Genomic DNA, 12,895 nt, shown 5'->3' on the forward strand with positions numbered 1-12,895 from the left:
ATCGGTTTATGGAAAACCGCAGCATACGGCGGCGGCCGCGATAACGAGCAACGCCGCCGTGCAATTTTTATTTGAAGATTTTATCGAAGACGGCGAGAACATCGCCGCTGTGCTTTGCAATTTCCGCGTCGTCGATTTTCATAGCACGCTTGGCGATTTCCGACGGAGAGAGACTGCCCTCTTTTTGAACGTCGTCTCTGATCGACGCACAGCCGTGTTCGCTCAAAATCTTCTGACCTTCTTCCGACAGGATGTAATCGTACAAAAGTTTGCCGTTTTCCTGATTCGCGGAATTTTTAATGAGCGCGATCGGACTTGAAATGGCGACGAGATCGGTTTCGGGATACACGAATTTGATCGGAGAGCCGTCGCTTTCGAGCGTCTGCGTAACGTAGTCGACGGCGATACACACTTTATATGCGCTCGCAGCGACTTTCGTATGCGTCGACGTCGTACCGCTTTCAAGTTCGGTGCCCGCCGCTTTTAATTTTTTAAAATAAGCTTCGCCGTATTTCGCGTCGGCGAGCAAACCCGCGACCGCGTAAAACGTCGTTCCCGATTCGCCGGGATCGGTCATAACGATTTGATTTTTATAAAACGGATCGAGCAGATCGTTCCACGTTTTCGGCGCCTGTTCCGGTTTTACCGTATTCGTATTGTATGCGAAACCCATGACGACCATGCGTCCGCCGCAATAATAATTTTCGGGATCTTTATACAACGCGTCGACGTGAGCGGCTTCGGGAGACGCATAGGGTTCGAGGATACCCTGCTCTTTGAATGTGATATAGTTCGACGGATCGCCGACCCATACCAAATCGCAGGCGATTTGACCCGACTGCTTTTCCGCAGCCATCTTCGTCGCGACTTTGCTCGTTCCCGCAGCATAATAATCCATAACGATGTTCGGGTATTTTTTGGTAAACCCTTCTTTTACCGCGATGAGCTGCGCTTCTTTCAGCGACGAATACAACATGACCGATCCGGACTGCGACGAAGATGTCGCTTTCCCGGAGGATTCCGCGCTTTTTTTCGAACACGAGATTATTCCCGCGATCAATAGGATTGCCGTCAATACGGCTGCGATTCGCTTGTGCATATCATTCTCCTAAAACGTGATCGATGTGGCTGTCCAAAAGCTTCGATTTTCGGACAGTTTCTTTGATTGTGCGTACAGTATAAATCATATCGTATATTTTGCCAGTGTAAATTTCGGACATCGGCTGAAAAAACCGTTTTTTAAACCGCGAATTCAGCAAATGATAAAGGTTCCGCGGCAAACGGCAGGACCGCTGCCGAGCATACAGCTGGTACGGGGCGAAACGATAACGCGATTTATTCGTGCGGAGGATTTCATACCCCGTCGCTCTGCGTCGGGGTTGTTGATTGTGTCTTTTTTACAATTACGATATAGTGGCGCATATATGCGGGCACAGGATCCGCAAGGGGAACTGGATGAGCGAAAAAAAATTGAAAATTTTGGGCTGGATCGGAACGGTACTTTCAGTGTTTATGTATGTATCATACATTCCCCAAATATGGGGTGACGTTCACGGACACAAAACGCCGTTTATACAGCCTTTAGCTGCCGCGGTCAACTGTACTATATGGACGGCTTACGGACTTTTAAAAGAGAAACGCGACTATCCTTTATCGGCAGCAAATCTGCCCGGCGTTATCTTCGGACTAATTGCAACATTCGCTGCCTTTTAATCGAACCGGTACGCCTACGGCTCGCACGCATCACCGCTTATAAATTCCGCTACATTGACGCATGCCGCGCCCTATGATAAAATTATTTACTCAATATGGATAAAGCTTTTTACGATGCGGAAAGATTTAAAATGGACGAACTTCGCGCCGTCGATGCGAAATTCGAAGCGCAAAAAATAGCGTTTGCGCCGCTCACATTTCAAGCGATCCGCGCCATGCTCAATTTGAATATTTTGCGAGCGATCGAAAGAGCGGGAGACGAAGGTATCACCAGGGCGGAACTCGCTGCAAAGACGGGCGTTTCGGAATACGGCGTCGGCGTGCTCTGCGAAATGGCGCTCGGCATGGGTGTCATAAAGCTCACTCAGGACAGCCGAACGGACGATGGCAAAGCCGAAAAATTTATCATCGGAAAAATCGGTTGGATGCTGCTCGAAGACGATTTGACAAAGGCGAATTTCAATTTTACAAACGATATCTGTTATATGGGCGCTTACGATTTGGATGAATCGATCCGAACGGGAAAACCGGCAGGATTGAAATATTTCGGCACGCAATGGGCGACGATCTACGAAGCGCTCTCTTCGCTGCCCGACCGGGCAAAGCACAGCTGGTTCGCGTTCGATCATTTTTACAGCGACATCGCCTTTCCCGAAGCGCTTCCGATCGTGTTCGACGACAAGCCGCAGCATCTCGTCGACATCGGCGGCAACACCGCAAAATGGGCTGTCGCATGCTGCTCTTACGATAAAGACGTACACGTGACGATCGTCGATTTGCCCGGACAGACGGCCGTCGCTGAAAAAAATGCGGCAAATGCGGAATTCTCAGACAGGATCGCCGTACATCCGTGCAACGTACTCGACGAAACGACATCCCTTCCGACGGCGCCCGATGCCGTGTGGATGAGTCAATTCCTCGATTGCTTTTCGCTTCCGCAGGTGACGAAAATTTTAACGAAAGTGCACAGTGCGGCGAAGCCCGAAACGAATGTGTACGTACTCGAACCTCTGTGGGACAAACAGCGCTTTGAAGCGAGCTCGTATTCGCTGCAGGCGACATCGCTTTACTTTACGTGCATGGCAAACGGCACGAGTAAAATGTACCGCTTCCGCGAACTCGTCGATGCCGTCGAAGCGGCAGGCTTTGCACTGAAGCACGAACATCACAATCTCGGCTCGAACAGCTATTCGCTGCTCGTATTCCGAAAGAAGGCCTAGACGTGGCACAGATCGTCGTTTCGAATACAACAGCATGGGCGCCGGGACTCGTTTCAAACGACGACTGGAAAAAGTGGGCGCACGGCGAAAAATCGATCGAAAAGACAAACGGTACGCCGAAGCTCGAATACGTCGACGCGATTTTCCGAAGGCGATTCAGCCAGATAAGCAAAATGACGATTCAAGTCGTACACGACGTACTCGAAAAATCGCAGTGCGGCAAAGATACGCCGCAGGTGTTCATCTCGCATCGGGGAGAACTTGCACGCGAATTCGCCGTGAGCAAAATGATCGTCGAAGAAAAAGAGGTGTTGCCGGCTTCTTTTTCGCTTTCCGTGTTCAATACGCCGATCGCGCTCGCATCGATTTCACTCGGTTTGCACGGCGGCTATTCGGCAGTCTTTCCGTCCAAGTGCAATTTTCGAAGCGCATTCGAAGGTGCCTGCGCATCGGTGCTTTCGGGCACGGAGACGGAAGTCGTGCTTGCCTATGCCGACGAACTTGCGCCCGAAGCGTACAAATCGCTCGATGCGGGAAACTGCGATCCGTTCGCATTCGCCGCCGTTCTTTCCCTTTCCGGAAACGGCGTCCGTATCTCCGACGTGTCCGCCGTTTCGGAAACTGCGGCGGATTTTTTAAAGGATATTATTTTAAAGGATACGTCGTTTTGAGTGAATTAATAAACAATAAAATCGATTCCGATGCATATCGCTATGCCCGTGAAGATTTACCGCCGATAAAAAATCCGCTCCTCTACGTATACGGTGCTCTCGCTAAATTATTTTTGTACGCTTTTTTCGGAGTCGGCAGCGTCGTTCTCGGCATCGTCGTCTTTCCGATCGAGCGGCTTTTGATCCATCCGAAACTGCGATTTCAAAAAGCCGCGCGCTCGACCGTTTCGTTTATGTTCCGCTTTTTTATCAACGTCATGCGCTGTCTCGGTGTCGTGCGCTTTCAAACGGCGGACAAAGAAAAATTCCGCAGCCTCTCGTCGAAGATCGTCGTTGCAAATCACCCGTCCATGCTCGACGTCGTATTCCTCATTTCGCTCATCCCGAATGCGGACTGCATCGTGCGCGGAAACCTCGCAAATTCGATGTACGCAAGCGTCATCAGACAATTGTACATCGTCAATACGCTCGGCTATGAAGAGATGATCGACTTTTGCAAAAAATCGCTTGCGACCGGAACGAATCTCATCGTGTTTCCCGAAGGAACGCGCACGCCGCGGCACGGCACAAACGCGTTCAAAAAAGGAGCCGCCCGTACGGCGCTCGACACGCACTGCGACATCCTGCCCGTATACATCGGAGGCAGCGATAAATACGGACTCGGCAAACACGACGCGTTTTTTTCTTTCGCGCGTTCGGGGGTATACCGCTACAACGTCTATATGCTCGATGAAATCAAAATCGCAGACTACGAATCGCTTGAACCGCAAATTGCAGCGAAACGCATTACCGAAAAGATACATCAAACGATCGCAGACAAAGCCATGTTCGTCGACAATCGATTGATATAAACCGATTATCAATCGTAAATCCGTATCGATTTTTATTAAATTTGAAACGGCATATTATTAATTTTGGAGTTCAATATGGAACAACGTGAAAACCTCAGCTCAAGGCTCGGATTTATCCTTCTCTCCGCCGGATGCGCGATCGGAATCGGAAACGTATGGAAGTTTCCGTATATCACCGGATTTCACGGAGGCAGCGCCTTTGTACTCGTGTATTTGTTTTTCCTCGTCATCATGGGCATCCCTGTTTTGACGATGGAATTTTCCGTCGGACGTGCGAGCAGAAAAAGTCCCGTCCGCGCGTTCAACGCGCTCGAAAAGCCGGGACAAAAATGGCATTTACACGGTTATATGGCGCTCGCGGGAAATTACCTGCTTATGATGTTTTACACGACGGTTACCGGTTGGATGCTCCACTATTTTTATCTCAGCGTAACGGGCGCATTCGACGACAAAAACGTTGAGCAGGTAAGCGCCTTTTTTCCGATGATGCTCTCCCAACCCGCCGTTATGACGTTTTGGATGATCGTCGTCGTCGTCTCGGGCTTTGCAATCTGCGCCGCAGGTTTGAAAAAAGGCGTCGAAAAAATTACCAAGATAATGATGATCGCACTCTTTGTACTGCTGCTCGTACTTGCGATCCACAGTATATTTTTAAAAGGCGGAAGCGCCGGTTTGAAATTTTATCTCCTTCCCGACTTCGAACGGATGAAAAAAACGGGTATCGTTGCAACCGTCGTCGCTGCGATGAATCAGTCGTTTTTTACGCTGAGCCTCGGCATCGGCGCTATGGCGATTTTCGGCAGCTATATCGGAAAAGAACATTCGCTGTTCGGCGAATCGATACGCGTCGCCGCCCTCGATACCTTTATCGCATTTTTTGCCGGCCTCATCATATTTCCGGCGTGTTCGGCGTTCGGCGTCGATGCGGGAAGCGGCCCGAACCTGCTGTTTATTACGCTGCCGAATATCTTCAACAATATGGCAGGCGGACGAATTTGGGGCAGCCTCTTTTTTATCTTTATGGCCTTTGCGGCTTTTTCCACCGTCATCGCCGTCTTCGAAACGATCATCGCGTGTAATATCGATTTGACCGGCCGGTCCCGGAAAAAAATCGCGCTCACCAACACATTCATACTGATAGCTCTTTCACTTCCGTGCGTGCTCGGCTTCAATGTGCTTTCGGGCATACAGCCGCTCGGCAAAGGTTCGGGCATCCTCGACTTGGAAGATTTTTTAGTCAGCAATATCGCGCTTCCGCTCGGCTCGCTCGTCTACCTTTTGTTCTGCGTGTCGAAGCGCGGCTGGGGATGGAAACAATTCACCGAAGAAGCGAACGCAGGAGACGGTGCAAAGCTTCCGAATTGGCTGCGGTTTTATACGACGTATATTTTGCCCGTCATCATCGTGTCGATATTTATCATCGGCATAAAGGATAAGTTTTTTTAAACGGCTTCCGTTCGTCCGCGGCAATTTTTGGCCGCGGGTTTAATACGTCCCGCGGCTTTTTTATCATATCTCGATTTCGCCTTCGTAAACCGTATCGCTCTGCCCGGTCAAATAGACGGTATCGCCGGTGTACTTTACGATGAGCGTACCGCCGCGCACTTGCACGGTGATGTTTTCATCCATCGGACAATAGCCGTTCAGCACGGCGGCGATCGCGGCTGCACATGCGCCGGTACCGCAGGCGGGCGTTTCTCCGTTGCCCCGTTCCCACGTCCGCATCTTCAATTCGTTCCGGCCGACGACGCGCACGAACTCCGTATTCGTCCGATTCGGGAAAACGGCGTTGTTTTCAAAGAGCGGCCCGATTTTTTCGACATCGACTTTATCGACAAAGCCGCAAAATACGACGCAGTGCGGCGTACCGACGGAAAGGCACGTAACGTCGTATTTCGTACCGTCTACGGTAAGCGGCACATTGACGATCGCTTTTCGAGGAAGCCGAGCGGCAAGCGATTCGCGCGAAGTCGGAACCGGTGTAAGCGTCGTCGGAAGAGATGCGGCATCGAAAAGCGGGCGCCCCATATCGACGGTAACGGAAGAAACTTTTCCGTCGAGTTTATACAGCACAAGCGACTTCGTACCGCTCGCCGTATCGATCGAAAGAGATGCCGTCGGAGATGCCGCATCTCCGCGGTCTTTTACGCCGTTGATATTGTTGTCGTACAGATATTTTGCGACGGCACGGATCGCGTTTCCCGCCAAGCGTCCTTCGCTTCCGTCCTGATTGAAAAATTGCATATACGCGTCCGCTTTTTTCGAGTCTTTGACGAGCACGAGCGAATCGGCGCCGATTTCCATGCGGCGATTGCACAGGCGGACGGCAAGCCCCGCAGGATTCGATACCGCCTGCTTCCTCGCATCGATGAGGATAAAATCGTTTCCCGTACTCTGCATTTTCCAAAAGCGCAGTTTTTCTTTCGATTCGCGCAGCGCGTTGATATCGACGAGTTCGACGTTTTCCGCATTGTAATGGCTCATGAGGCAGTTCGCGATCGCGTTCGCCGTATCGATCGCAGTGAGGCAGGGTATGTCGCGCTCTACGGCGTGACGCCGCATACGCACGCTGTCGGCATGCGGATTGCGCCCCTTCGTACTCGTCGAAATCACGTAGTCGATTTTACCGGTATCGAGCAGCGTCAAAAGATTGTCGTCGGGATTTTCGTGGATTTTGTTTACGACCGTCACTTCCATGCCGAAGTCTTTAATAACACCAGCCGTGCCTTCGGTCGCGTACAGCGTAAATCCCATATCGTAAAATTTCCGCGCAAGGTCGGGGATTTCAAACTGATCGGTTTTTCGCACCGTAAACAAAACGCCGCCGCTTCTTTTCATTCGGTAACCCGCGCCGATGAGCCCCTTGTAAATCGCTTCTTCCATCGTCGAGGCAAGGCCGAGCACTTCGCCGGTCGATTTCATCTCCGGTCCCAAATGCGTATCAACGTCCATGAGTTTTTCAAAACTGAACACCGGCACTTTTACGGCGAAGTACGGCGAAATGCGGTAAAGCCCCGTACCGTAACCGAAGCTCTTTACCTTTTCGCCGAGCATCGCGCGCACTGCAAGTTCGACCATCGGTACGCCCGTCACTTTGCTGATATAGGGCACCGTGCGGCTCGAACGAGGATTCACTTCGATCACATAGAGATCGTTGTTGTAGATGAGATATTGAATATTGACAAGCCCTTTCGTGCCGAGCGCAAGCGCGAGTTCGCGCGACTGCTTGATAATTTTTTGCCGGAGGATATCGTTGAGATTCCACGACGGGTACACGGCGATCGAATCGCCGGAATGAATGCCCGCACGCTCGATGTGTTCCATGATACCCGGAATCAAAATGTCTTTGCCGTCGCAGATCGCATCGACTTCGAGTTCGGTGCCGCCCATGTATTTGTCGATGAGCACCGGATTTTCGATGCCTTGCGAAAGGATGATGCCCATGTATTCGCGCACATCGGCGTCTCCCCACGCGATGATCATATTTTGTCCGCCGAGCACGTAAGAGGGTCTGAGCAAAATCGGATAGCCGATGCGCTGTGCGGACGCGATCGCTTCTTCCGTCGTCAAAACCGTTTCCCCTGCGGGTTTATTGATACCGAGTTTGACGCAAAGCGCTTCAAATTTTTCGCGGTCTTCCGCAATGTCGATCGATTCGGCGCTCGTGCCGAGAATTTTTATGCCCTGTTCATCGAGAAATTTTGTTAATTTTATCGCCGTCTGTCCGCCGAAAGCAACGACGACGCCGATCGGTTTTTCCGTATTGATGACGCTCATCACGTCTTCCGGCGTAAGCGGTTCGAAGTACAGGCGGTCTGACGTATCGAAATCGGTTGAAACCGTTTCGGGATTGTTGTTGATCGTCACGACATCGTAGCCGAGTTTTTTCAGCGACCACACGCACTGCACCGACGCATAATCGAATTCGATTCCCTGACCGATGCGGATCGGACCCGAACCGAGCACGATGATCGTGCCTTTTTTGCTTTTCGATTTTGCGTGTTCGGCGAGAAAATCCGCCGCTTCGTTTTCCTCATAGCAGCCGCCGTAAAAATACGGCGTTTCCGCACTGAACTCACCGGTGCAGGTATCGACCATTTTATACGTCGCGGGAATGTGCGCGAGCTTACCCTGCTTTACGAGCGCAGCGGCGTTTTTCGCTTCTTTAATAATTCCCGAGCCGCCCGGGATCGCAACTCCGCTCAACTCGGTGATCGTTTTATCGGGGAAGCCGTCTTTTTTCGCTTCAAGATACAAAAGAGGCGAAAGCTGTTGCTTGCCGGTTTTTATCGATGCGAGTTCGAGTTCACGGAATGCGATATGCTGCAGTTTTGCCAAAAACCATATATCGATTTTCGTAATTTTATTAATTTCGTCGATCGACATGATGCCGCGCACGAGCGCTTCGTAGATCGCAAAAATCCTGCGGTCGGTACATTCGCCGACGCGCTCTTTGATGCGCGCATCGCTTTCGTTCACAAACTGTTTTAAGCGCATCGAATCCGTTCCGATTTCGGCGCCGCGTACGGCTTTCATAATCGCTTCTTCAAACGTACGCCCGATCGACATCACTTCGCCCGTCGCTTTCATCTGCGTGCCGAGCGTGCGCTTTGCATATACGAATTTGTCGAACGGAAATTTCGGCATCTTTACGACGACATAATCGACGACGGGTTCGAAATACGCCGACGTTTTTTTCGTCACGAAGTTCGGGATTTCGTCGAGGTTATAGCCGATCGCGATGAGCGTCGCAACGCGCGCAATCGGATAGCCCGTCGCTTTCGATGCGAGCGCCGACGAACGGGATACACGCGGATTCACTTCGATGACCGCATATTCGGAAGTCGAAGGGTGCAGTGCAAACTGAACGTTGCAGCCGCCTTCCATGCCGAGCGAACCGACGATATTGAAAGAAGCCGAACGCAGCATCTGATATTCTTTATCGGAAAGCGTCATCGTCGGAGCGACGACGATCGAGTCGCCGGTATGGATGCCGACGGGATCGACGTTTTCCATAGAGCACACGGTGATCGCGTTACCGCTGTGATCGCGCACGACTTCGAATTCGATTTCCTTCCAGCCGGCGATACATTTTTCCACGAGGATCTGATGGATGGGCGAACGATGCAGCCCGTTTTGCGCAATCTCTTCGAGCTCGCTCTTCGTTTCCGCAATGCCGCCGCCCGTACCGCCGAGCGTAAATGCGGGGCGCACGATCGCAGGATATCCGATTTCATGTTCGACAAAATCGACGGCGTCCTCAAGCGTCGTTACGACTTTTGACGGAATGCACGGTTCGCCGATGGACAGCATCGTGTCTTTGAAAATCTGCCGGTCTTCCGCTTTATCGATCGTGTCCGGCCGCGCGCCCAAAAGCTGCACTCCGTGACTTTTTAAAAATCCCGATTTGGCAAGCTCCATGCTCAGCGTCAGTCCGGTTTGCCCGCCGAGTGTCGAAAGCAAACTGTCGGGCTTTTCCTTTTCGATGATCCGCCGGATCGTTTCGGGAATAAGCGGTTCGATATACACCGCGTCCGCCATGGAGCGGTCGGTCATGAGCGTTGCAGGATTCGAATTGACGAGGACGACGCTCAAGCCCTGCTCTTTGAGCGCTTTGCACGCTTGCGTACCCGCGTAATCGAATTCGGCGGCCTGCCCGATGACGATCGGCCCCGAACCGATAACCATAACTTTACGAATCGATGTATTTAACGGCATAGGGCATCCTCTTAAAATACGATTATATATTTTTATAAAAAAAATGAATACCCCCGACAGCGGTACTTCCACAGCAGCACACCGCTTACAACACGCACAAAAAAACCGCCCCCAAGCCGAAGTTTCCTCCAACTTGAGAGCGGTCAGATCAGTTTAATTTGTAATCAAATAGGGGCAGGGCGACACCCCCGTTCAGGGCAGGGGTTTCTCCCTGCCCCTATAACCCCATCCTTCTTCCTCGCACTGTTTAGGAGGTTCCATCCCTAAAAACCCTGTAGAAAAGCGGGAAGTTATCTTTAGCCACCGCACACGGATGTGCAATTCTCATACAATTGCGAGCTGAAAACCGACTGTGTGCGATACCATCAAAACTCCACAATCGTGCCGAAGTCTTTCCAGCCTTCTGCGGCTTGGTAGAGTGCTTTGGAACCGGCGGGGACGCGGAGCGTTGCGGATGCAATGGGCGTGTAATCAAATACGTGCTTGCCAGATGTAATGACCGGCGGAGTTGCCGCTTTGCACGTTACCGTCTTCAGTTTAGGATCGTCCGCAAAGGCATACGGCGGTATTTGGGTAAGCGTTGAGGGGAGCTCGACCGACGTCAATTCGGGACATCTGGCAAGAAAGTAGCCATTAAGAACCGTTATGTTTTCCGGCACAACCATCGAACTCACTTTTATGCTGCACAGCGAAGAGAAACCGATAGATTCCAGCGAAGACGGCAGGTTAAGCGTTGTAAGGTTGGGACAGCCGTCAAACACATAACTATCGATAGTCTTTAAGCCGTTTGGCAGCGTAACGGAAGTCAGTGCGGCAACTTCTCTAAAAGAATTCCATTCCAATTTTGTTACGCTTGCAGGAACGGTGTAAGAAGCGCCCTGTTTGCCTTTCGGATACCAGAGGAGTACGGTTTTATCTTTGGTAAAGATAACGCCGTTTTGGGAAGAAAGGAATGCGTTATCGGATGCGACCGTTACGCTTTGCAGCGTATCGCCCCAAAGGTCTGGGCGCTCTATGTCCGTTACCGTGTAGGTTACGCCGGCATGGGTAACTTCTTTGGGTATGGTAAGCGATGTTCCCGTATACGGCACGTAAGGTCCATGACTTGTACTTGCGGTTACGCTGACATGTCGGGCATCTTTGTCCGTTACATGGTAGCGTACGCCGCCTTCTTCAAAGTAGTCTTCGTTTACTTTAACGGTGATGAGCCCCGAAAAAGCTGTTTGTCCGCTTAGCGTGTCGGTTATCTTTATGCGCGTTGACCCGACTTGTTCGCACCGTATCTCAATTTTACCCTGATTGTTCAGGTTAGCTGTATCCAGCCAGATGATGTTCAGCGTTTCAGCTTCCGCCGTGTAGCTGCCGGAACCCGCCGTTACAAACCGGTGTGTAAAGAAATCTCCTGCCGTTTTGGTAAATGCCGTTGTATCCACCGTGAGCGCAGGACCGGCATATTTAAACTTTACCTTGATGTTTGCCGCTGCCGTTACGGTGTGGTTGTAGGTTATGTTTGCTCCTCCCGAGATGACCGTTCCGTTGTTTGTCCATTGTTCGACCATATAACTCGAATATGCCGGCGTTGCCTTAAAGACGACGGTTTTGCCGTGTTCCACCATATCGCCCGAACTGATTTCGCTGCCGTCAACTTTTGCTGTAAGCGTGCCGTTTCCGCCGTCCACGCCGAAATCGATTTTGAACTGTACCTGCTTAAAGGTTACGGTTACGGTAACGTCATTGCTTACTCTCAGCGTTGCCGTGCTGCTGCCGGCATTACCTCCTGCTGCCAGATCGCCTTCGGGTGTAACCGACCATGTGTCCACCGCATAGCCTTCATCCGGCACTGCCGTAAGGATAATTGTGCTGCCTTCGGGCACTTGGTTATCGGACGGAATTTCGGGCATGGACCTTACCCTGCCGTGCTGCGGCGGTGTGATTGTTACTGAGCGCATACTGAGCGGCTCGCTATTCCGTTTAAAGGATACCTTAACCTGTGCGTTTGCCGTAACTCTGAGCGTGTAGGTAGGCTTCGTGCCGTTTACCGCCGTGCCGTTAAGCTCCCACTTTTCAAGATCGTAGCCTTGAAGCGGTTCTGCCGTAAAGGTAAGCTCGGTGTTTTCGGCTACCATGCCGTTTTCGCTCAGTGCAGGCGTTACCGCAACATTGCCGCCTATAGTGTGGTCAAGCTCTACCTTGTACGTTTGCACGGGCGGTACGGTTTTAAGTTTGAACTTTACCGTTACGGTTACCGGCTGCACTACCTTTATCTTTGCGATCGTGCTCTCACTTGCTCCCGTTCCCGCTTCAAAGGTACCTGTGTCTACCGACCAAAAGTCCACGTTGTACTGTGCGGGATTGTCCGGCATTGCGGTAAACTCGACGATTTTGCCCTGTTCGACCGTATCGCCCGAATTGATTTCGGTACCGCCGACCGTCGCTTTGATCGTACCGTTGCCGCCGTCTACGCCGAAGGTTACGGCGAACGACGTGGGCGGAGTGCCGCCTCCCGAATCGCTGCCGTTGGAGCAGCTTGTAAAAACGAGCGCTGCGGCAAAAAGCAAAATGCCCGCTGTAATCGGTACTTTTTTTAAAAGGGTTTTACCGAGCTCCCCCCCCCCTATACAGATGTACAGGGTTCATCTTGTTTACAGTCATCATAAACCTCCTCTGAAAACTTTTGCAGGATGTTGCAACATCCGCTATTGCCGAATGCTTCCGCTATCCT

8 protein-coding genes are annotated in these 12,895 nt (G+C 51.4%); 5 read left to right on the forward strand and 3 right to left on the reverse strand.

What is annotated here, in order from left to right:
- Window positions 1-67 precede the first annotated feature (67 nt).
- On the reverse strand, window positions 68-1,099 hold the full coding sequence (locus IZU26_RS03755) for an ABC transporter substrate-binding protein (RefSeq protein ID WP_433276884.1): 1,032 nt from the start codon (window positions 1,097-1,099) through the stop codon (window positions 68-70).
- 356 nt (window positions 1,100-1,455) lie between these two features.
- Between IZU26_RS03755 and IZU26_RS03760 the strand changes: the two genes are divergently transcribed.
- From IZU26_RS03760 to IZU26_RS03780, 5 genes are all read left to right on the forward strand, one after another.
- Window positions 1,456-1,713: a SemiSWEET family transporter gene (locus IZU26_RS03760; protein WP_021331602.1), complete on the forward strand. Its 258-nt coding sequence runs from the start codon at window positions 1,456-1,458 to the stop codon at window positions 1,711-1,713.
- A gap of 95 nt (window positions 1,714-1,808) precedes the next feature.
- The gene (locus IZU26_RS03765) at window positions 1,809-2,933 is read left to right on the forward strand and encodes a methyltransferase (protein WP_433276887.1); all 1,125 of its coding nucleotides are present in this window, start codon (window positions 1,809-1,811) and stop codon (window positions 2,931-2,933) included.
- Window positions 2,934-2,935: 2 nt separating this feature from the next.
- Complete coding sequence (locus IZU26_RS03770; protein WP_021331643.1) at window positions 2,936-3,604, forward strand: beta-ketoacyl synthase chain length factor; 669 nt, start codon at window positions 2,936-2,938, stop codon at window positions 3,602-3,604.
- Complete coding sequence (locus IZU26_RS03775; RefSeq protein WP_433276889.1) at window positions 3,601-4,455, forward strand: lysophospholipid acyltransferase family protein; 855 nt, start codon at window positions 3,601-3,603, stop codon at window positions 4,453-4,455. The genes IZU26_RS03770 and IZU26_RS03775 overlap by 4 nt, the downstream gene beginning before the upstream one ends.
- Window positions 4,456-4,530: 75 nt before the next feature.
- Window positions 4,531-5,901, forward strand: a complete 1,371-nt coding sequence (locus tag IZU26_RS03780; protein WP_433276891.1) for a sodium-dependent transporter — start codon at window positions 4,531-4,533, stop codon at window positions 5,899-5,901.
- 63 nt (window positions 5,902-5,964) lie between these two features.
- On the opposite strand, the gene carB is transcribed toward IZU26_RS03780, so the two are convergent.
- Both carB and IZU26_RS03790 read right to left on the reverse strand, forming a co-directional pair.
- Window positions 5,965-10,173, reverse strand: a complete 4,209-nt coding sequence (carB, locus tag IZU26_RS03785) for a carbamoyl-phosphate synthase large subunit (RefSeq protein WP_433276893.1) — start codon at window positions 10,171-10,173, stop codon at window positions 5,965-5,967.
- A 365-nt stretch (window positions 10,174-10,538) separates the two neighbouring features.
- Entirely contained in the window at window positions 10,539-12,731 is a 2,193-nt protein-coding gene (locus tag IZU26_RS03790) for an InlB B-repeat-containing protein (RefSeq protein ID WP_433276896.1), read from the reverse strand.
- Between the last annotated feature and the right edge of the window lie 164 nt (window positions 12,732-12,895).

The sequence above is a fragment of the Treponema sp. SP13 genome, from assembly GCF_050938355.1.
GTDB lineage: Bacteria > Spirochaetota > Spirochaetia > Treponematales > Treponemataceae > Treponema_D > Treponema_D socranskii.

What these genes read in the sequence shown, in the direction of transcription:
- IZU26_RS03755 (WP_433276884.1), bottom strand. Translation starts at nt 1,099, where the DNA reads ATGCACAAGCGAATCGCAGCCGTATTGACGGCAATCCTATTGATCGCG.
- IZU26_RS03765 (WP_433276887.1), top strand. Translation starts at nt 1,809, where the DNA reads ATGGATAAAGCTTTTTACGATGCGGAAAGATTTAAAATGGACGAACTT.
- IZU26_RS03780 (WP_433276891.1), top strand. Translation starts at nt 4,531, where the DNA reads ATGGAACAACGTGAAAACCTCAGCTCAAGGCTCGGATTTATCCTTCTC.
- IZU26_RS03760 (WP_021331602.1), top strand. Translation starts at nt 1,456, where the DNA reads ATGAGCGAAAAAAAATTGAAAATTTTGGGCTGGATCGGAACGGTACTT.
- carB (WP_433276893.1), bottom strand. Translation starts at nt 10,173, where the DNA reads ATGCCGTTAAATACATCGATTCGTAAAGTTATGGTTATCGGTTCGGGG.